We start from the raw sequence: 20,422 nt of genomic DNA, 5'->3' as shown, positions 1-20,422 counted from the left end.
GGAAGGGGGCTGCCATGGCCACCCGTTCCACGGCGCATACGGCCCTCGCCGCGCTCCGTGAGGATCTCGTCGGCGACGTGTTCGCCCCCGGGGACCCGGGCTACGACGAGGCCCGTGCCGTCTTCAACGCCCTGACCGACCGGCGCCCGGCCGTGATCGCCCAGTGCGCGAACGCGGCCGACGTCGTCCGCGCCGTGCGCTTCGCGCGCGACCTGGACCTGCACATCGCGGTCCGCGGCGGCGGGCACGGCCTGGTGGGGGCCCGGATCGACGGCGCGCTCGTGGTGGACCTGCGCCGGATGCACGGGGTGACCGTCGATCCGGCGGCCGAGGCGGTCCGGGTCGAGGGCGGCGCCACCACGGGCCATCTGGACCGGGCCACGCAGCCGTACGGCCTCGCGACCCCCGGCGCCCGGGCTCCGTCCACCGGTGTCGGCGGCTTCGTGCTCGGCGGCGGCACCGGCTGGCTGGACCGGGTCTTCGGCCCGGCCGTGGACAACCTCCTCGGCGTGGAGCTGGTGACCGCCGACGCCGAGCGGGTGCACGCCAACGCCGACGAGAACCCGGAGCTGTTCTGGGCGCTGCACGGCGGGGGCGGCAACTTCGGCGTCGCCACCGCGCTCACCCTGGAGCTGCACGAGCTGCCGGAGTTCTCGGTGGCGCTGCTGCGGGGCCGGCCGGAGTTCGGCCCGGACGCGGTCCGCGCCTTCCGCGAGATCGTCCGCGCCGGTCCGGACGAGGTGGGCGGCGCCGTGATGTATCTGGCCGCGGACGGGGTGCTGTGCGGCACGCTGCTGACGTACGCGGGTGGGGAGGCGGGGCTGCGCAGGCTCGCCGGTCCGCTGCTGGCGCTGCCGCACGAGGCCGAGGTCGTCGGGACCCTGCCGTACGCGGATGTGCAGTGCCTGCTGGAACCCCTGTCCGGCCTCCGTGACCACTGGTCGGCCGAGTGCCTGACGGACCTGCCCGACGAGCTGGTGGACCTCCTGGCCGCCCGTGCGGACAGCATGCCCGCGTCGAACGGCAGCCAGCACGTGATCTTCCCGCTGGGCGGTGCGATCGCCGCCGGACCTCGTGAGTATCCGGTGTCGTACCGGGACGCGTCCTGGCTGGTGCACCCCTTCGCCTGCTGGGCGGACCCGGCCGACGACGAGCGGGCGCCGGCCTGGGTGCGGGACGCGTGCGCCGAGGTACGGCCCTGGAGCACCGGTGCCGTCTGCCTCGACCTCATCGGCGACGAGGGCCCCGAGCGCGTCCGGGCGGGCCTGGGCGCCGGGAACCTGCTGCGGCTGGAGAAGGTGAAGCGGCGCTGGGATCCCGACAACGTCTTCCGCTTCAACCACAACATCGAGCCGGTGTAGCCCGCACCGTCGAACCGGCGTGAGCGGAAGCTGTCCTGAGGGCGTTTACGCAGGTAGCGTCCGCTGCATGGACAGCCGTACGGACAACCGATTCGACACCCAGGGCGCCGGGATCACCGTTCAGCGGGCGCTGGAACTGCCGGGGCTGCGCAGCGGGCTGCCGGAGATCCTGGCGGGTGCCGACCGGCTGGGGCGCACGGTGCGCTGGGTGCACGCGGGCGAGGTGCCCAACATCGCCTCGCTGCTCAAGGGCGGCGAACTGCTGCTCACCACCGGCTACGGCCTCGGCACCCGCCCGGCCGAGCAGCGGGCGTTCGTGCGCACCCTCGCCGAGCGCGGGATCGCCGCCCTGGTGGTGGAGCTGGGCCCGCGGTTCAGCCGGCTGCCGGCGGCCCTGGTGGACACCGCCCGCGCCGCCGGGCTGCCGCTGGTCCAGCTGCACCGCGAGGTGCCGTTCGTGACGGTGACCGAGGAGATCCACACCGAGATCGTCAACGGCCACTACGCCCTGCTGCAGCGGGCCGAGGAGGTGCACCGGCGCTGCACCGAGGCGCTGCTGGGCGGCGGCGGGGTGCCGCAGGTGCTGGGCATCCTGGCGGGCTTCAGCGGCAACCCGGTGTTCCTGGAGACGGCCGACGGCCGCCTGCTGTACGCCGCCGGGGAGGGCCCCGAGGGCGCGGACCCGCTCCAGGTGTGGGAGGGGCTGCGCGGCCCGCACAAGGACGCGCCGCCGCCCGCCGGTTCGGTGCTGGTGGACGTGCCGGGCGGCGGCCCCGGTACGGCGGGCTCGGTGCGCGCCCGCCTGGTCCTGCTGCCGGTCCGCGCGCCGCTGTCCCCCGTGCACCGGATCGCCGCCGAGCGGGCCGCGGGCATCCTGGCCGTGGTGCTGATGCAGGCCCGGCAGGAGGAGGAGCTGGCGGCGCGCGGACGCGGTGACTTCCTGACCGATCTCGCCGAGGGCCGGATCACCGCGGAGGACGCCCCGGCGCAGGCCCGGGTCCTCGGCTTCAAGCCCGGCGACAGCCCGCTGCTGCCCGTGGTGATGCGGATCGGGGACAGCCTCTCCCCCGGCGGGGGCTGGGCGGTGCTGGCGCGGGCGGTCTCCGAGGAGCTGGCCGCCGTGGGGGTGCCGGTGCTGCTGGGCGTGCGTCCGGTGGAGGGCCGGGTGCTGGTGCTGCTGGGCCTGCGCGCGGAGTCGGAGCGCCCGGCGGTCGCCGACCGGGTGGCGGCGGCGCTGCGCGCGGGCGTGGAGCGGGCCGGGATGCGCCGGCCGGGCTCGCCGCCGCCGGTCGTGGTGGTCGGCGTGGCGGGCGGCTGGGCGGCCGCCTCGGCGGGGCTCAGGCACGCGGCGGAGACGGCGACGGCGGCGCAGGGCCTCACGGACCGGCCCTGGTACGACGCCCGCCGCCTCGACATCGACCTGCTGCTGTGGCGGCTGCGCGACCACCCGGACCTCGCGGCGTTCGTGGACCGGGCGATCGGCCCGCTGCGCGACCACGACAACCGGTCCAAGCCGGCGCTGCTGCCGACCCTGCAGACCTATCTGGCGCACGCCGGCCGCAAGGCGGAGACGGCCCGCGAGCTGCACCTGAACCGGCAGACGCTGTACAACCGCCTCGCCCGCATCGGGGAGTTGCTGGGCACCGACCTCGACGACCCGCAGACGGTCCTGGCGCTGAGCCTGGCCCTGCGGGCTCGCCGGCATGTCCCCTGAGAGCGCGGGTCAGAGCGCGGGTGTCAGTTCCTGTTCGGCCCAGACGATCTTGCCGCCGGTCGTGTGACGGGTGCCTCGCCGGTGGGACAGCTGTGCCACGAGGAACAGTCCTCGACCGCCCTCGTCCGTGGCCCGGGCATGGCGCAGGCGTGGGACGGTGTCGCTGGCGTCGGAGACCTCGCAGACCAGCACGTGGTGCCGGATCAGACGCAGCGTGATCGGGCCCGTGCCGTACCGGACGGCGTTGGTGACGAGTTCGCTGACGATCAGTTCGGTGGTGGGCGCCAGGTGCTCCAGCCCCCACTCGGTCAACTGGGCTGCGGACAACGCGCGGGCGTCGCCGACGACGGCCGGATCGGGCGGCAGCTCCCACGAGGCGACCTGGGTCGGACTGAGCACGCGGGTCCGGGCCAGGAGCAGCGTCGCGTCGTCGGACGGTGCCCGGCTCGGCAGGGTGTCGACCACGGCCGAACAGAGCTCTTCCAGGGGGCGGCCGGGCTGTGCCAGGGCAGCGCCCAGTCGCTGCATCCCCGCGTCGATGTCCGCGTCCCTCGTCTCGATCAGTCCGTCGGTGTAGAAGGCGAGGACGCAGCCCTCGGCGAGGTCCAGCTCCACGGCCTCGAAGGAGGCCGCCATGCCGATGCCGAGCGGCAGGCCGGGCGGCAGGTCGGGGAAGGTGACCCGGCCGTCGGGCGAGACGACCGCGGGCGGGGGATGCCCGGCACGTGCCATCGCGCAGCGGCGGGTCACCGGGTCGTAGACGGCGTACAGGCATGTGGCACCCACGTCCGCGACGGTCCGGTCCGTGGCGTCGAGGTCCTCCTCGGCGAGCCGGGAGATCGTGTCGTCGAGCTGGACCAGCAGCTCGTCGGGAGGCAGGTCCATGGTCGCGAGCGTGTGCACCGCCGTGCGGAGCCTGCCCATGGTGGCCGCGGCGTTGATCCCGTGCCCGACCACGTCGCCCACGACCAGCGCCACCCGGGCGCCGGAGAGCGGGATGACGTCGAACCAGTCACCTCCCACGCCGTCCTCCGTGTCCGCGGGGAGGTAGCGGGAGGCCACCTCGACGGCGGCCCCGCCGGTGAGGCGGCGTGGCAGCAGGTTGCGCTGCAGCGCGAGGGCCGCGGCGCGTTCGCGCACGTACCGGCGGGCGTTGTCCAGTGACAGCGCGGCACGGGAGACGAGTTCCTCGGCGAAGAGCAGATCGTCCGCTTCGAACGGCGCGGGATCGGCGGTGCGCACGAAGACCGCCACACCCAGCACCGCCCCGCGCGCGTGAATCGGCACGACCATCAGGGAATGCATCCCGTACCGGCGGATCTTCTCCGCCCGGCCCGGGTCCTGGTCGAGCCATGTGCCGGGAGAGGTGTCCAGCACCGGTTCCAGGTGGGATCTGCCGGAGGTCAGGACCTCGGCGAAGGGCGAGGAGGCGGGGACGAAGACCGGCTCCCCGCGCGGCCAGAGGGACTCCGGGGCCCCTGCGTGGATCGACGCCACCCCTGCCCGGCGGAAGGGCGGTATGCGGCCGCCCACCGCGCCGAGCCGGGCCGGCGACTCCTCGCCCAGCGGCACCGACTCCGCCAGGTCGACGATGACGTAGTCCGCGAGGCGCGGCACGGCGAAGTCGGCGAGTTCCTGCCCGGTCCGCAACACGTCCAGCGTGCTGCCGATCCGCGTGCCGGCCTCGCTGAGGATGGCCAGCCGCTCACGCGCCCGCTCGCGGTCCGTCACATCGACGACCAGGGCGCACACGCCCGACGCGCGGCCTTCCCTGTCGTCGAGGCGGAAGAAGGAGACCGAGAACGCCTGCTCCCGCCTCGGGACCGTCGCCGACGGGCTCAGCCGGTATTCGTGGTCCACCGCCGGAATGCCGCTTTCCAGTACCCGCCGCATCACCGCCTCGACCACTTCGGCGTCGCATCCCGGCAGCACCTCCGTCAGACGTCGGCCCAGCCGCTGTTCGCGAGAGATGCCGTCCTGGAGCGCCAGAGCGTCGTTCACCCAGGTGCAGCGCAGCTCCGGATCACGGACGGCGATGCCGATCGGCGCACTGGACAGGAGGGAATCCAGTCCCAGTCCGTTCACCGGGGACGAGGAGATGTCGGCCATGCAGGTCGCGGAGACGAGCCAGCGCATCCGCCCGTCCTGCCCCGCCAGCGGGGCGACCCGCAGATTCACCTCCAGTCGGCCGCCGTCGCGGTGGCGAAGACCGACGAGTCCGGACCAGCCGCCCTCGACACGGCACCGCTCCGCGCATTCCGATGCCTTCACGCCGTCCTCAGGTGCCAGCACCTCCGCGGCGGAGCGGCCGACCACCTCGGCGGCGGAGAATCCGGTGAGTCGCTGGGCAGCCTGCGTCCAGCCCACCATCGTCCCCGTCCCGTCGACGACCGCGATGGCAGCGCCGATCATCTGCCCCGCCGACCGCGGCGCTCCCCGCACGGCCGTCGGAGCCGTCTGGTCACCTGTGGGCATCGCGGTCATCCCTTCTGCCGGGTGTTCCTCGGGCGGCAGGACCCGGCTCGCCCGTGTCGGCGAGGCGATCGAGCCAATCGGCCAGCAGCGCGCGCTCGGCCTGCGTCAGGGCCCTGGTGCCGCTGTCGCGCAAGGCCTCGCGCAGCGCCGCGGCCCGGCTCACGACGTCCGCCGGCGCCTCGGGCTCGATGTCACCCACCGTCGTGATCGTTCGCAGCACGTGTTCACGAGCGACCGCCGGCAGCTCGGGGTCCCGTTCGGACGGCGGAGTGGAGAGCAGCGACAACACGACTCCGACCCCGTTGGCGTGCATGAGCTGGGTCGCGCGCTCCACACTCATGCGAAGCCGGCCGGCAGCGGCCACCCGGGCGATGTTCCGGCGCAGAATCGCAATGGTCTCCAGCCCTGCCGGAATGTCCCTGCGGTAACGCCCTTCGCCATACATCAGTACGTAGCAACCCGGCCGGGAAAGGCCGAACCCCACGTGCAGGTCCCAGGACCGGCGCAGGTCGTCGATGGGGTCGTCGGTTTCCCCGAGGGCCTGCTTCTCGGCGAGGTACTGCTGGAACCCGTAGGCCGCGACCGCGTCGAGCAGTCCGTCCTTGTCACCGAACAGGCGGTACAGCGTCGGCGGCTGCACCCCGGCCGCGGCGCTCACCGCCCGCGTCGAAACAGCCGCACGACCTTCGCGGGTCAACAGATCCGCTGCGGCATGCAGGATCCGTTCCCGCGTCTGCGCTGTTCGCGTCCGCATAATAGGGATATTACAGCTGTTATCATTTTTTCTATCTCATCGATACGATAAGTCACTCTGGGTGACATGAGACGCGGTCGCAACTGCGCGGCACACGTTCGGCACCGGCACTAAGCGAGCGGCCGGGGCTGCGTCAACTCGTCGTAGACACTGAGCACTTGGGCGACCGTCTCGTCCTCGGTCGGCCAGCCGGCAGTCTGCCGCACCCCGCGCTCGCGCAGCTCCTCCCGGCGCTCCGGGTCCGCGAGGAGCCGCACGACGGTGGACGCGAGCGCCTCCGGGTCGCCGTACGGGACGAGTTCGGCCGCGTCGCCGACGAGGTCGGGGATGCCGCCGACCCGGGTCGCGACGAGCGGCACGCGCGCGTAGAGGGCCTCCTGGGCGAGGACGGACCTCGACTCCCACCTGCTCGTCAGCAGCGCCAGATCGGCGGCGGCGAGCAGCTCGGGCACGTCCCCCCGGTGCCCGATGAGCCGCACCGGCAGCTCCTCGTCCTCGATCCGCCGCTGCAGCTCCGCCCGCAGCGGCCCCTCCCCGGCGATGACGACCAGCGGCACGGGGTCCAGGTCCCGCCAGGCGCGGGCCGCGTCGAGCAGGAGGTCGTAGCCGCGCTGCCGGTCGAGGGAGCCGACCGCGATGAGCAACGGGCGTCCGATGGCGCCCAGTTCGGCCCGGACCTTGGGGCGCAGCCGGTCGGGGTCGTCGGGGACGACGGGCCGCCGCCGGCCCGGCAGGCCCACGGGGGCGAGCCGGGCGTCCCGTGCCCCGGTGTCCCGGGCCCGGTCCACCAGGTCGGAGCTGGTGCCGAGGACCACGGCCGCCGTCCGCACCACCCGCCGCTCCAGCAGCCGCAGCAGATGCGCCCGCGGGCCCTGCGCCCGTGCCCGGTTGTGCCAGGTGACCACCAGCGGGGTGCTCCGGCCGCTGAGTGCGAGGACGGCCCGGAAGGAGGCGTGCAGCCCGTGCGCGTGCACCAGGTCGGCGTTGGCGCAGGCGGTCCGCAGCGCGGCCACCGAGACGGGGTCGCTGCTGCGCGGCACGTGCACGTGCTCGGCACCGGCGCCGGTGAAGTCGTAGGCGCGGTCGGCCTCGACGGGGGCGCACACGGTGACCCGCACCCCCCTCGCCACCAGCCCCTCGGCCAGCGAGCGCACATGCACGCTGCTGCCGGCGTTGCCTCCCCCCAGCACCTGCACGGTGCGCAGCGGCGACTGGCCGTGCGGTGCGTTGCTGCTCAGGGGGCTCACGGGGCCGGGGCTCCTGGTTCGGCGTGGGCGGTCACGAGGAAACGTACAGAAGGTAGCGGGCTCAGGGGGGCGGAAGGACGTACCCCGCGCGCCTGCCGCGCGGACCGTGTGCGCTCAAGCATGCCAGGGGGAACGGCCGTTACGGGAAATCCGGAGGGCGCACTGTGCGGCGGGCCGGGGCACTGCGCCGGAGCACGTCACCCACACGAGTGAGGAAAACCCCGGCGCGGCCGAACGCCGTGCGACCGCGTCCGGCCAGGTCAGACGCTCACAGCGGTTGCGCCCAGGCGCTCACCCGGTCCCCGTGCACGGCGGCGGCCAGGACGGCGACCGGCGTGCGCGAGCAGTCCCGCGCACCGGTCGCCCGCCACGACGGCCGCCCCCAGCGCGACGCCGAGCACGCGCGCCCCCATGTGACCAATCACCACGCGCTCGAGACCCATGAAGTGCGCGGCGCCGAGGGTGGCACCCTCGGCGAGCACCCTGTCAGCACCCGCTCCGAACCCGAACCCGAGCCCGCCTACAGATCCGCCCTGGCCGTCGCCAGCAGTTCCTCCGCGTGGGCGCGGGCCGTCTCGGAGTCCTCCTGGCCGGCCAGCATCCGGGAGAGTTCGCGGATGCGCTCCTCGCCCTCCAGGACCTTGACGCCGGAGCGGGTGACCGATCCGTCGTTGGTCTTCTCGACCAGCAACTGCCGGTCGGCGAAGGCGGCCACCTGGGGCAGATGGGTCACCACGACGACCTGCGCGGTCCTGGCGAGCTTGGCGAGGCGGCGGCCGATCTCGACCGCGGCCTTGCCGCCGACACCGGCGTCGACCTCGTCGAAGAGATACGTCGGCACGGGGTCGGTGCCCGCGAACACGACCTCCACGGCGAGCATCACGCGGGACAGCTCACCGCCGGACGCGCCCTTGGCGATGGGCCGCGGCGGGGCACCGGGGTGCGGGGCGAGCAGCAGCTCGACCTCGTCCACGCCCGACGGCCCGTACGCGACCGTACGCCCGCCGACCTCCACGCCCTCCGGGTCCTCGGTCTGCCGGATGGCGAAGGACACGCGCGCGTGGGGCATGGCGAGCGAGGCCAGCTCGGCGGTCACGGCGGCGGCGAACCGCTCGGCGGCCTCCGTCCGCGCGTCCGTCAACGCCTGTGCGAGCCCGCCCAGTTCGGTGCGCAGCGCGTCCCGCTCGGCGGTCAGCTCGTCGATCCGCTCGTCGTCGCCGTCCAGCTCGGTCAGACGCGCCGCGCTCTGCTCGGCCCAGGTGAGGACGGCGTTCACGTCCTCGCCGTACTTGCGCGTCAGCGTGGTCAGCGCGGCCCGGCGCTCCTCCACCGCGGCCAGCCGCAGCGGATCGGCGTCCAGGTCGTCGGCGTACCCCGCCAGCTCACCGGCGACATCGCCCAGCAGGATCCCGATCTCCCCGATCCGGTCGGCGAGGGAGGCCAGCGCCGGGTCGTGCGCACGCACGGCCTCCAGCGCGCGGTGGGCGCCCGCGACGAGGGTGGAGGCGTCGATCCCCTCGGGGTCCTCGGGATTGCCCGCGAGCGCGGCGTGCGCGGCCGTCGCGGCGGACGACAGCGCCTCGGCGTGCCCCAGCCGCTCGGCCTCCTCGGCCAGCTCGGCGTCCTCTCCGGCGCGTGGCTCGACGGCGGCGATCTCCTCGAGCCCGTACCGCAGCATGTCGGCTTCCTGCGCCCGCTCACGCGCGCGCGTGGTGATCTCCTCCAGCTCGACGGCGACGGCCCGCAACCGCCGGTAGGCCTCGGTGTACTTGGCGAGCGGTACGGCGACGGCGTCGCCCGCGTACCGGTCCAGCGCCTGCCGCTGCCTGGACAGCTTCAGCAGCCCCTGCTGGTCGGTCTGTCCGTGCACGGCCACCAGGTCGTCGGCCAGCTCGGCGAGCAGCCCCACGGGCACGCTGCGCCCGCCGAGGTGCGCCCGCGAGCGTCCCTCGGCGGAAACGGTACGGCTGATCAGCAGGGCCCCGTCGTCCAGCTCGGCCCCGGCCTCCTCGGCGCGTACGACGGCGGCGGCGTCGTCGGGAACGGTGACCCGCCCCTCCACGACCGCCTTCTCGGCCCCGATCCGCACGAGCGCCGGGTCCGCCCGGCCGCCGAGCAGCAGCCCCAGGCTGGTGACCACCATGGTCTTGCCCGCACCGGTCTCACCGGTGACCGCGGTGAACCCAGGCGACAGCTCGACGACGGCATCGTCGATGACCCCGAGCGACCGTATCCGCATCTCCTCCAACACGGAACAGACCATACGAGGTCCGGGGTGGGTCGTGCACACGGCCCGCCTTTGTCACTCCGCCGAGTGGTGCGGCGCGCCCCGCCATCCGGTCGTCGGCAACGCAAACTTCGCAACCAGCCGATCCGTGAACGAAGAGTGATGGAGTCGAGCAAGCCGCACCGGCACCGCCCCGCGCCGCACCTCCACCCGCGCCCCCGGCGGCAGCTCGACCGTCCGCCGCCCGTCACACCACAGCACGCCCGGCGGAACATGAGGCAGCACCTCCACCGCGAGCACGGAATCCGGCGAGGTCACCAGCGGCTTGGCGAACAGGGCATGCGCGCTGATCGGCACCATCAGCAGCGCCTCCACCTCGGGCCAGACGACCGGCCCCCCGGCGGAGAAGGCATACGCCGTCGACCCGGTCGGCGTCGACAGGACGACCCCGTCGCACCCGAACCCCGTCACCGGGCGCCCGTCGATCTCCAGCACGACTTCCAGCAGCTTCTCGGCGCCGGCCTTCTGTACGGCCGCCTCGTTCAGCGCCCAGTCGGTGTGCACGATGTCCCCGTTGCGGTGCACGACGACGTCGACGGTCATCCGCTCCTCGACCTCGTACGACCGCGCCACCACCCGGTCGACCACCCGATCGAGGTCGTCCCGTTCGGCCTCCGCGAGGAACCCCACCCGTCCGAGGTTGACGCCGAGCATCGGCACCCCGGACGCCCGCGCGAACTCGGCCCCCCGCAGCAGCGTGCCGTCACCGCCGAGCACGATCAGCAGCTCGCACCCGTCGAGGCACTGCGGGGTCGCCTCCTTGACCAGCTCCACCTCGTCCGGCAGCGGCAGGTCGCGCGCCTCTTCCTCCAGCACCCGCACCCCGATGCCATGCCGCAGCAGGCCCTTGACGACGAGTTCCGCACTGCGGATCGCCGCGGGCCGCCCGGTGTGGGCGAGCAGGAAAACAGTACGCGCCAGGTTCTGTGTCAACGCGGCCCCTCCGCCACTGCACGGTCTACGTCGGCCGGGTCCACCTGGGGTGCCCCCGCCCGCAACCAGAGAAAGTACTCGACGTTCCCCGAGGGGCCGGGCAGCGGACTGGCGGTGACTCCCTGCACCCCGAGCCCCAGCTCCCAGGCCTTCTCGGCCACTCCCCGCACGGCCTCCGCCCGCAGTTGCGGACTCCGTACGACACCCCCGCTGCCGAGCCGCTCCTTGCCGACCTCGAACTGCGGCTTGACCATCATCACCAGGTCGGCGTCCGGCTTCACGCACCGCTTCAGGGCCGGCAGCACCAGTCCGAGCGGGATGAAGGACAGATCGCCCACGACAAGATCCACAGGTTCCCCATCGATCGCCTCGAGCGTCAACTCGCGTACGTTCGTACGGTCCTTGACGGTGACGCGTTCATCGTTCCGGAGAGACCAGGCGAGCTGTCCGTATCCGACGTCCACGGCGACGACGTGCGCGGCGCCCGCGCGCAGCAGGACGTCGGTGAAGCCGCCGGTGGACGCGCCGGCGTCCAGCGCGCGCCGGCCCTCGGCCACGAGCCCCTGCGGGACGAAGACCTCCAGCGCGCCGGCGAGCTTGTGCCCGCCGCGCGAGACGTAGTCGGGCTCGCTGTCGTCGGCCTGCACCACGATCGCGGCGGCGGTCTCCACCTGGGTGGCCGGCTTGGTCGCCACGGTCTTGCCGACGGTGACCCGCCCGGCGGCGATCAGCTGGCTGGCGTGCTCGCGCGAGCGCGCGAGCTTCCGGCGGACCAGCTCCGCGTCCAGACGACGGCGTGCGACTCCTGCCACGTTGGGTTCAGCTCCTGTTTTGGTACGCCGGTGAAGGCGCCTGTCGGTACGAGGGTGAGGGCGCCGGTGGTGCCGGGCGGGCGTCGAGCGCGGTGAGCGCGTCGCGCAGCCCTCGGTGTACATCCTCGTACACCTCGACGTGTCCGTCGGTGGCGAGGTGGTCGGCGTCGGCCAGCCGCTCCAGCTGGGCGTCGACCTCGGCGTTGCCGGTGGGGGTGCGCGGGACGTTCAGGGGGGCGGGCGAGGCGGGGTCGTACGCCTCCGGTGCCTCCACCGCCTCCCGCACCGAATCCTGCGGGATCTCCGTCTCCGGAACCGAGTCGTTCATGCCCCGACGCTACCCCGAACCGCTGGGGTACCGTCGTGGGCGATGGCCACGATCGAGGAGTGCCGCGCCGCACTGGGAAAGCTTTCGGACAACATGCAGGGCGCCGAGGGCGACGTCCGGGCGGCCGCCGCCCTGGACCGCTCGGTGAGCTGTCACATCACCGACCTGGACGTCACCTTCACCGGCCGGATGACGGGCGGGCGGATCGAGGTGGACGAGACCCGTCCCGGCCCGCCGCGCGAGAGAGCCGAGATCCGGCTCGCCATGGCCGGCGACGACCTGGTGGCCCTGGTGGACGGCGAGCTGAACTTCGCGACCGCCTGGGGCAAGGGCCGGGTCAGGCTGGAGGCGAGCCTGCTCGATCTGTTCCGGCTCAGGAAGCTGCTGTAGACCTTCGGCTCAGGAAGCTGCGGTGACCCGTGCCCTTCGAGCCGCCGGCACCACCAGAGGCGTCCCTGTCTCCGGGTCGTCGATGACCTGACAGCGCAGCCCGAACACCCGCTCCACCAGCTCGGCGGTGACGATGTCGTTCGGGGCGCCCTCGGCGATCACCTCGCCGCCGCGCAGGGCGATGAGGTGGGTGGCGTAGCGGGCGGCGTGGTTGAGGTCGTGCAACACCGCCACCAGCGTCCGTCCCTGTTCCTCGTGCAGTTCGGCGCACAGGTCGAGGACGTCGATCTGGTGCTGGATGTCCAGATAGGTGGTCGGCTCGTCCAGGAGCAGCAGCGGGGTCTGCTGGGCGAGCGCCATGGCGATCCACACCCGCTGCCGCTGCCCGCCGGACAACTCGTCCACATACCTCTCGGCCAGCTCGGCCACCCCCGTCTGCCGCATCGACTCGTGCACGACCCGCTCGTCCTCCGCCGACCACTGGCGCAGCAGGCCCTGGTGCGGGTAGCGGCCCCGGCCGACAAGGTCGGCGACCGTGATGCCGTCGGGCGCGAGGGACGACTGCGGCAGCAGTCCGAGCGTCCGGGCGACCTTCTTCGCGGGCGTCGACTGGATGACCTGCCCGTCGAGCAGCACCCGGCCCTGGCTCGGCCTGAGCATCCGCGACAGCGCCCGCAGCAGCGTCGACTTGCCGCACGCGTTCGGGCCGACGATCACCGTGAAGGAGTTGTCGGGGATCTCCACGGACAACTGCTCGGCGATGACCCGCCGGTCGTAGGCGAGGGTGACGTTCTCGGCGGACAGGCGGTTCACGGTGCTCCTCTTGCTGACTGACTCGGGGGTGGCGCTCATATCCGGCCCGCCCTGCGCTCGGTGACCAGCAGCCACAGCAGATAGCCGCCGCCGAGGACGCCGGTGACCACGCCGACGGGCAGCTGGTCGGCGCCGAAGAGGCGTTGCGAGGCCCAGTCGGCGGCGACCAGCAGGGCGGCGCCCATGCAGAGGGAGGGCACCAGGTTCGGGCCGGGCGAGCGGGTAAGGCGCCGGGCCAGCTGCGGCGCGGTGAGCGCGACGAAGCTGACGGGCCCGGCGGCGGCCGTGGCGGCCGCGGTGAGCAGTACGGCGGAGACCATCAGCACGAGCCGGACACGCTGCACGCGCACGCCGAGGGCGTTCGCGGCGTCGTCGCCCATCTCCAGCATCCTCAGCCCGCGCGCGTTGACGAGGACCAGCGGGACGAGGACGGCGCACAGGACGAGCAGCGGCCAGACCTGGTCCCAGTCCCGCCCATTGAGCGAGCCTGTCATCCACACCACCGCGCGGGCCGCGTCGACCAGGTCGGCCTTGGTGAGCAGATAGCCGTTGACCGCGGTGGCGATCGCGGAGACGCCGATGCCGACCAGGACGAGCCGGTATCCGTGCACACCCTGCCTCCAGGCGAGCAGGTAGATGGCGAGTCCGGTCACCAGGCCGCCGATCAGCGCGCCGACGGTGACCTGGGTGGTGCTGCCGGACAGCAGCACGATGACGACCAGCGCGCCGGCCGTGGAGCCCTGCGACAGGCCCAGCACGTCCGGGCTGCCGAGCGGGTTGCGGGAGACGGACTGGAACAGCGCGCCGCCGAGGCCCAGCGCGGCGCCGACCAGCAGGCCGACCAGGACCCGCGGCAGGCGCAGCTGGTTGACGATGAAGTCCTGGTAGGCGTTGCCGTTCCCGGCGAGTGTCCGGAGCACGTCGGACGCCGGGATCTTCGCGTCGCCGGTGCCGATCAGCGCGACGCCCGCGGCGCACGCGGCGGCCAGCAGCAGGACGACGACGAGCAGGGCCCGCAGGTCCAGACGCAGGGAGAGCCCGCCCGGGGTGCGTACGGCCCGGTTCATGGTTCGGGTCTTCACAGCTGGGCCGTCCTCCGCCGTCGTACGAGAAAGATGAAGACCGGGCCCCCGATGAGCGCGGTGACGATGCCGACCTGAAGTTCGGAGGGGCGGGCCACGACCCGGCCGACGACGTCGGCGCCGAGCAGCAGCACGGGCGACAGGACCGTGGCGTACGGCAGGATCCAGCGCAGGTCGGGGCCGGTGAAGGAGCGCACGACGTGCGGCACCATCAGGCCGACGAACACGATGGGTCCGCAGGCGGCGGTCGCGGCACCGCACAGCACGGTGGCGGCCAGCATGGCCAGGGCCCGGGTGCGGTTGAGGTTCGCGCCGAGAGCGCGGGCGGTGTCGTCGCCCATCGCCACGGCGTTCAGTGGGCGGGCGAGCGTGAGCGCGAGGACCATGCCGGCCGCGAGGAACGGCAGCACCTGCAGGATGGTCGAGTCCGTGGCCGAGGCCAGCGAACCCACCGTCCAGAAGCGCATCCGGCCGAGCGCCGCGTCGTCCAGGATCATCGCGGCCTGGAGATAGCCGTACAGGGCGGCGCTGATCGCCGTACCCGCGAGCGCGAGCCGCACCGGGGTGGCGCCCCGGCTGCCGCCGAGGAACCACACCAGTGTGCCGACCGCCGCCGCCCCGAGGAAGGCGAACCACACATAGCCGGTGAAGCTGGTGACACCGAAGCAGGTGATGGCCGTGACCACGGCGGCCGAGGCACCCGCGTTGATGCCGAGCAGCCCGGGGTCGGCCAGCGGATTGCGGGTGAGCGCCTGGAGCACCGCGCCCGCGAGGCCGAGCGCGGCACCGGCGAGCAGGCCGAGGACCGTGCGCGCGAGCCGCTCGTCCACGACGACGTCGCCGTAGGTTCCCGTGTCGTGGAACAGGCCGTGCCAGACCTGGTCCGGCGACAGTGCCTTCGCCCCGATCGCGATGCTCGCCAGGGCGACGAGCACCAGGAGCGCGGCGGAGAGCAGGAGCCCAAGGGCCCTTGCCGCCCGGCGGGTTGGGGGCGCGGGGGCGGTCTCCGCGCGCTGTTCCGGAGGACTGTCGACCAACACGAGGTTAGGTTAGCCTACCCTCGCTTCGATTCTCGATCCCCGGGGTGCGAATGCGTCTCAGTGGTGAGCCGCATCAGCGCCTCACAGTCCGAGCCGCGCCAGCGCCTTCCCCCCGTCCAGTCCGCAGGAGCCGTCACCGGCCGCCGACCAGGCCGCCGCGCACAGCGCCCGCAACCCGTCCAGCGGCTCCCCCTCGCCCTCCAGCTCCAGCCGGTCCGCGCCGGCCGTCGCCGTGAACCCGCCACACCGGAAGCCGTCACTGCCGACGGTGACCTCGGGCTGCCCGGTGAGCAGCCCGCGCAGATCGGCGTCCACATACGTCGGCCGGTGCTGCGGCGGCGCCGCGAGCAGCTGGGCGCCGTCGGTGACACCGGTCAGCACCAGCAGCGAGTCCACCCCGCCGTTGAACGCGCCCTCGATGTCCGTGTCCAGCCGGTCCCCGACCACCAGCGGCCGCTCGGCGCCGGTCCGGATGATCGTCTCCTTGTGCATCGGCGGCAGCGGCTTGCCCGCCACCTGCGGCTCCCTGCCCGTCGCGATCCGTACGACCTCCACGGCCGCCCCGTTGCCCGGCGCGATGCCCCGCCCGCTCGGGATCGTCAGATCGGTGTTGGACGCGAACCACGGCACCCCGCGCGCCACCGCGTACGACGCCTCCGCGAACCGGCCCCAGGTCAGATCCGGCCCGCCGTACCCCTGCACGACCGCCGCCGGATCGTCGTCCGCCGACTCCACCGGAGTCAGCCCACGCTCGCGCAGCGCCACCCGCAGCCCCTCGCCACCGATCACCAGCACCCGCGCCCCGGCCGGCACCTGCTCGCTGATCAGCCGCGCGACCGCCTGCGCCGAGGTGATCACGTCATCGGCGCCCGTCGGTATGCCCAGCTCCGTCAGATGCTCGGCCACCGCGTCCGGGGTCCGCAGCGCGTTGTTGGTGACGTACGCCAGATGCATCCCGCCGGTGCGCGCCACCGCGAGCGAGTCGACCGCATGCGCGATCGCGTGCCCGCCCGCGTACACCACCCCGTCCAGATCGAGCAGCGCCGTGTCGTACGCCTCGCTCAGGGGCTGCCCACTGCCCTCGGGCCTCGTCCTGACCGCCTGGCTCATTCCACATCGCTCCTCGTTCGCCGACGTCCGAAGGCTTTCCATCGCCTTTCCCCCGATCATCCCGCACGCCACTGACACACGTACGATGCCGGGATGAACACTGCAGGTCACTCGGAAGCAACGGCGCGCCGAGGCCTGGAACTCACCCCGTTCCGCGGCCTTCGCTACGACCCCGACCGGGTCGGCAGCCTCGCCTCCGTCACCTCACCGCCGTACGACGTCGTCGTACGCCCCGACGGGGTGCACCACCTCCAGTCCGCGGACCCTTACAACATCGTCCGGCTGATCCTGCCCCAGGCCGGCACCCCGAGCGCCCGTACCGAGCAGGCGGCGGACACCCTGCGCCGCTGGCTGGACGAGGGCATCCTCACCGCGGACCCGGAGCCCGGCCTGTACGTCTACGAACAGCGCGACGAGAGCGGCATGCTCCAGCGCGGTGTCATCGGCGCGCTGCGCGTCTCGGAACCGGCCGAGGGTGTGGTGCTGCCGCACGAGGACGTCATGCCGCCCGTGGTCGCCGACCGTGCGGCCCTGATGCGGGCCACGCGCGCGAACCTGGAACCGCTGCTGCTGACCTACCGCGGCGACGGTACGGCGGCCGAGGTCGTCGAGCGCACGGCGGAGAAGCCCCCGCTGCTGGACACGACCACCGAGGACGGCTTCCACCACCGCCTCTGGTACGTCACCGACCCCGCCGACCTGGCCCGCATCCAGTCCGACCTCGCTCACCAGCAGGCCCTGATCGCCGACGGCCACCACCGCTGGGCCACCTACCTGCGGCTGCGCGCCGAGCACCCCTCCCCCAGCCCCTGGGACCACGGCCTGGTCCTGCTCGTCGACACCGCCCGCTACCCCTTGCGCGTCCGCGCCATCCACCGCCTGCTGCACGGCCTGCCGGTCGCAGACGCCCTCGCGGCCGTGGAGGGCCTGTTCCGGGTACGGCACCTCGACGCACCGCTCCCCGAGGCCCTGGAGGCACTCGCGGACGCCTCCTGCGCGGGCAACGCCTTCCTGCTGGCCGGCGACGGCGCCTTCCACCTCCTCGACCATCCCGATCCGGGCCTGCTGGCCCGGACGATCCCGGCCGACCGCCCGGCCGCCTGGCGCTCCCTGGACGCCACGGTCCTGCACGCCGCGCTCCTCGACCACGTCTGGCACATCCCCGAGGACTCCCCGGCCCACATCGCGTACATCCACGACACGGCCGCGACAGTGGCCAAGGCCGAACGCGACGGCGGTACGGCCGTCCTGATGCACCCGGTCCGCGAGGAGGTCGTACGCGACCTGGCCCGCCAGGGCGTCACGATGCCCCGCAAATCGACGTCGTTCGGCCCGAAGCCGGCGTCGGGGCTGGTGCTGCGGGCGCTGGAGATCTGAGCCCCAAAACGCCGAAGGGGGCGGGTTCCACCGGAACCCGCCCCCTTTTCGGTGACTGCCGCCTTTCGGTGGCTGTCGTCAGTCCTTGTCGCCGTCGCCGTCGTCCTGCGACGGCTTCTCCGGCTCACCCTCGCTCTCGTCGAGGGCGTCGACGAACTCCACGCCGTCCAGCTCGGCAAGCCGGTCGGAGGCGTCCGTGCTGCCGTCCCGGTCGGCTTCCACGGCCTTCGCGAACCACTCCCGCGCCTCGCTCTCCCGGCCGACGGCCAGCAGGGCGTCGGCGTAGGCGTAGCGCAGCCGCGCGGTCCACGGCTGGACCGAGTTGGAGGCGAGCTCCGGGCTCTGCAGGGTCACGATGGCCGCGTCCAGCTGGCCCATGTCACGCCGGGCGCCGGCCGCGACGAGCCGCATCTCGACCTGACCGGCCTTGTCCAGCTTGTGCACCTCCGGGGCACCGGCCATGTCCAGCGCCTTCTCCGGCCGGCCGAGCCCACGCTCGCAGTCGGCCATCACCGGCCACAGGTCCACGGTGCCGGTCATCCGCCGCGCGGCCCGGAACTCGGCCAGGGCCTCTGCGTACTTCTGGCTGGCGTACGCCGCGAACCCGGCGGCCTCGCGTACGGCGGCCACGCGGGACGCCAGGCGCAGGGCCACCTTGGAGTAGCCGTATGCGCCCTCGGGGTCCTCGTCGATGAGCCGCGCGACCATCACCAGGTTCTTGGCGACGTCCTCCGCGAGCGTCTTGGGCAGGCTCTGAAGCTCCTGCCGCACGTCCTTGTCGATCTCGTCGCCGGTGACGTCCTCCGGGATCGGCAGCCGCTTGATCGGCTCCCGGTCCCGGTCACGGTCCCGCTCGTCGCGGAAGCGGCCGCCACCCCGGCGGTCGTCGCGCCGCTCGTCACGCCGGTCGTCACGCCCCCGGAAGCCACCGGGCCGCCCACCACGGTCGTCCCGACGGGGCCCACGGCCACCGCGATCGTCCCGGCCACGGAACCCACCGCGATCGCCCCGGTCGTCACGACGGTCATCACGCCGATCGTCACGGCGGTCATCACGCCGGTCGTCCCGACGGTCGTCACGGCGGAAGCCGCCGCGGTCACCACGGTCGCCGCGGTGGTCATCGCGGCGGCCGTAACCGCCACGGTCGTCGTCGCGGCGGAAGGGCGGACGGTCGCCGCCCCGGTCGTCGCGGCGGAAGCCCCGGTCGTCACGCCGGTCGTCACGACGCGGCCCACGATCACGATCGTCCCGCTGGAAGCCCGGACGCGAACCCCGGTCACCCTCACGACGATCGTCCCTACGGCCGTAACCGCCCCGGTCGTCACGCCGGAACCCACCCCGGTCGTCACGACGGTCATCACGCCGATCGTCCCGCCGGAAGCCGCCGCGGTCGCCGCGGTGGTCACCACGATGGTCATCGCGGCGGCCGTAACCGCCACGGTCGTCGTCACGGCGGAAGGACGGACGGTCGCTGCCCCGGTCGTCGTCGCGGCGGAAGGGCGGACGGTCGCCGCCCCGGTCGTCGCGGCGGAAGCCCCGGTCGTCACGCCGGTCGTCACGACGCGGCCCACGATCACGATCGTCCCGCTGGAAGCCCGGACGCGAACCCCGGTCACCCTCACGACGATCGTCCCTACGGCCGTAACCGCCCCGGTCGTCACGCCGGAACCCACCCCGGTCGTCACGACGGTCATCACGCCGATCGTCCCGCCGGAAGCCGCCGCGGTCGCCGCGGTGGTCACCACGATGGTCATCGCGGCGGCCGTAACCGCCACGGTCGTCGTCACGGCGGAAGGACGGACGGTCGCTGCCCCGGTCGTCGTCGCGGCGGAAGGGCGGACGGTCGCCGCCCCGGTCGTCGCGGCGGAAGCCCCGGTCGTCACGCCGGTCGTCACGACGCGGCCCACGATCACGATCGTCCCGCTGGAAGCCCGGACGCGAACCCCGGTCACCCTCACGACGATCGTCCCTACGGCCATAACCGCCCCGGTCGTCACGCCGGAACCCACCCCGGTCGTCACGACGGTCATCACGCCGATCGTCACGACGGTCATCACGCCGGTCGTCACGGCGGAAGCCGCCACGGTCACCACGGTGGTCGCCGCGGTGGTCGTCCCGCCGGCCGTAACCGCCACGGTCGCTCTCGCGACGGTCGTTGTCGCGACGGAAGCCGCCACGGTCGCCGCGGTAGCCGCCGCGATCGCCCCGGTCACCACTGTCCCGTCGCCGCTGGTCGCGCTCCGGTCGGTCGTCGGGAGAGTTGGTGGACATGGTGACTCCTGTCTTAGGTACTACCGCAAGCATTGTAAAAACGAAAGGACCCCTGGTCCCAGCTGAACGCTGGGACCAGGGGTCCTTCCAAAGATTGTTCGGCGGCGTCCTACTCTCCCACAGGGTCCCCCCTGCAGTACCATCGGCGCTGTGAGGCTTAGCTTCCGGGTTCGGAATGTAACCGGGCGTTTCCCTCACGCTATGGCCACCGAAACCCTAATGGTTTCGAGCGAACAAGCACACTCTGTAGTTATAGTTATGCGTTCTGCTCAAAGCCGGCAACGGTCGTTGCCTCAGAACTAACACAGTGGACGCGAGCAACTGAGGACAAGCCCTCGGCCTATTAGTACCGGTCACCTCCACCAGTTACCTGGCTTCCAGATCCGGCCTATCAACCCAGTCGTCTACTGGGAGCCTTACCCCATCAA

The 20,422-nt window shown here is 73.1% G+C and carries 16 protein-coding genes, 2 rRNA genes and 1 pseudogene; 4 read left to right on the top strand and 15 right to left on the bottom strand.

All coding sequences use genetic code 11. The features are described 5' to 3' along the window. Nucleotides 1-14: 14 nt before the first annotated feature. Both SRB17_RS33900 and SRB17_RS33895 read left to right on the top strand, forming a co-directional pair. Complete coding sequence (locus SRB17_RS33900) at nucleotides 15-1,361, top strand: FAD-binding oxidoreductase (RefSeq protein WP_153544240.1); 1,347 nt, start codon at nucleotides 15-17, stop codon at nucleotides 1,359-1,361. A gap of 67 nt (nucleotides 1,362-1,428) precedes the next feature. Then, complete coding sequence (locus SRB17_RS33895) at nucleotides 1,429-3,075, top strand: PucR family transcriptional regulator (RefSeq protein WP_153544238.1); 1,647 nt, start codon at nucleotides 1,429-1,431, stop codon at nucleotides 3,073-3,075. Nucleotides 3,076-3,084: 9 nt separating this feature from the next. On the opposite strand, the gene SRB17_RS33890 is transcribed toward SRB17_RS33895, so the two are convergent. From SRB17_RS33890 to SRB17_RS33860, 7 genes are all read right to left on the bottom strand, one after another. Then, entirely contained in the window at nucleotides 3,085-5,550 is a 2,466-nt protein-coding gene (locus tag SRB17_RS33890; RefSeq protein ID WP_323376640.1) for a SpoIIE family protein phosphatase, read from the bottom strand. Next, a complete protein-coding gene (locus SRB17_RS33885; RefSeq protein WP_153544236.1) occupies nucleotides 5,537-6,304 on the bottom strand; it encodes a TetR/AcrR family transcriptional regulator in 768 nt (255 codons plus the stop codon). Before SRB17_RS33885 ends, SRB17_RS33890 begins: the two co-directional genes overlap by 14 nt. A gap of 110 nt (nucleotides 6,305-6,414) precedes the next feature. After that, entirely contained in the window at nucleotides 6,415-7,551 is a 1,137-nt protein-coding gene (locus SRB17_RS33880; RefSeq protein ID WP_323376639.1) for a glycosyltransferase family 4 protein, read from the bottom strand. 520 nt (nucleotides 7,552-8,071) lie between these two features. After that, nucleotides 8,072-9,814 carry a DNA repair protein RecN gene (recN, locus tag SRB17_RS33875; protein WP_194294229.1) on the bottom strand — a complete coding sequence of 581 codons (1,743 nt, stop codon included), beginning with the start codon at nucleotides 9,812-9,814 and terminating at the stop codon, nucleotides 8,072-8,074. A gap of 39 nt (nucleotides 9,815-9,853) precedes the next feature. Further along, nucleotides 9,854-10,771: an NAD kinase gene (locus SRB17_RS33870; RefSeq protein WP_153544234.1), complete on the bottom strand. Its 918-nt coding sequence runs from the start codon at nucleotides 10,769-10,771 to the stop codon at nucleotides 9,854-9,856. After that, entirely contained in the window at nucleotides 10,768-11,583 is an 816-nt protein-coding gene (locus SRB17_RS33865) for a TlyA family RNA methyltransferase (protein ID WP_323376638.1), read from the bottom strand. The genes SRB17_RS33870 and SRB17_RS33865 overlap by 4 nt, the downstream gene beginning before the upstream one ends. 7 nt (nucleotides 11,584-11,590) lie before the next feature. Beyond that, on the bottom strand, nucleotides 11,591-11,911 hold the full coding sequence (locus tag SRB17_RS33860) for a hypothetical protein (protein ID WP_153544232.1): 321 nt from the start codon (nucleotides 11,909-11,911) through the stop codon (nucleotides 11,591-11,593). 42 nt (nucleotides 11,912-11,953) lie between these two features. On the opposite strand from SRB17_RS33860, the gene SRB17_RS33855 reads away from it, so the two are divergent. Further along, nucleotides 11,954-12,301: a sterol-binding protein gene (locus tag SRB17_RS33855; protein WP_153544230.1), complete on the top strand. Its 348-nt coding sequence runs from the start codon at nucleotides 11,954-11,956 to the stop codon at nucleotides 12,299-12,301. Nucleotides 12,302-12,310: 9 nt separating this feature from the next. Here SRB17_RS33855 and SRB17_RS33850 read toward each other — a convergent pair whose 3' ends face one another. The 4 genes from SRB17_RS33850 to SRB17_RS33835 form a co-directional block, all read right to left on the bottom strand. Continuing rightward, nucleotides 12,311-13,153 carry an ABC transporter ATP-binding protein gene (locus SRB17_RS33850; protein ID WP_153544228.1) on the bottom strand — a complete coding sequence of 281 codons (843 nt, stop codon included), beginning with the start codon at nucleotides 13,151-13,153 and terminating at the stop codon, nucleotides 12,311-12,313. Then, nucleotides 13,150-14,181 (bottom strand): FecCD family ABC transporter permease, encoded by a 1,032-nt coding sequence (locus tag SRB17_RS33845; protein WP_153544859.1) that lies wholly within the window; start codon nucleotides 14,179-14,181, stop codon nucleotides 13,150-13,152. Before SRB17_RS33845 ends, SRB17_RS33850 begins: the two co-directional genes overlap by 4 nt. A gap of 11 nt (nucleotides 14,182-14,192) precedes the next feature. Then, nucleotides 14,193-15,236 carry a FecCD family ABC transporter permease gene (locus tag SRB17_RS33840; RefSeq protein WP_323376637.1) on the bottom strand — a complete coding sequence of 348 codons (1,044 nt, stop codon included), beginning with the start codon at nucleotides 15,234-15,236 and terminating at the stop codon, nucleotides 14,193-14,195. Between the two features lie 81 nt (nucleotides 15,237-15,317). Continuing rightward, nucleotides 15,318-16,346 (bottom strand): HAD-IIA family hydrolase, encoded by a 1,029-nt coding sequence (locus SRB17_RS33835; protein ID WP_153544226.1) that lies wholly within the window; start codon nucleotides 16,344-16,346, stop codon nucleotides 15,318-15,320. Between the two features lie 93 nt (nucleotides 16,347-16,439). Between SRB17_RS33835 and SRB17_RS33830 the strand changes: the two genes are divergently transcribed. Further along, nucleotides 16,440-17,723 (top strand): DUF1015 domain-containing protein, encoded by a 1,284-nt coding sequence (locus SRB17_RS33830; RefSeq protein WP_153544224.1) that lies wholly within the window; start codon nucleotides 16,440-16,442, stop codon nucleotides 17,721-17,723. Between the two features lie 78 nt (nucleotides 17,724-17,801). Here the strand turns inward: SRB17_RS33830 and SRB17_RS45610 are convergent, their stop codons facing one another. The 4 genes and pseudogenes from SRB17_RS45610 to SRB17_RS33815 form a co-directional block, all read right to left on the bottom strand. Then, on the bottom strand, nucleotides 17,802-18,539 hold the full coding sequence (locus tag SRB17_RS45610) for a tetratricopeptide repeat protein (protein WP_194294234.1): 738 nt from the start codon (nucleotides 18,537-18,539) through the stop codon (nucleotides 17,802-17,804). 252 nt (nucleotides 18,540-18,791) lie between these two features. Beyond that, nucleotides 18,792-20,027: pseudogene (locus SRB17_RS48625) on the bottom strand (hypothetical protein); the annotation flags it as partial. 63 nt (nucleotides 20,028-20,090) lie between these two features. Then, a 5S ribosomal RNA gene (rrf, locus tag SRB17_RS33820) occupies nucleotides 20,091-20,207 on the bottom strand. Between the two features lie 110 nt (nucleotides 20,208-20,317). Next, nucleotides 20,318-20,422, bottom strand: a 23S ribosomal RNA gene (locus tag SRB17_RS33815); the annotation flags it as partial.

This window comes from Streptomyces sp. RB17 (assembly GCF_009604455.1).
GTDB lineage: Bacteria > Actinomycetota > Actinomycetes > Streptomycetales > Streptomycetaceae > Streptomyces.
Note: the sequence above shows the minus strand (reverse complement) of the source record. Positions and strands in the feature narration are given on the sequence as shown.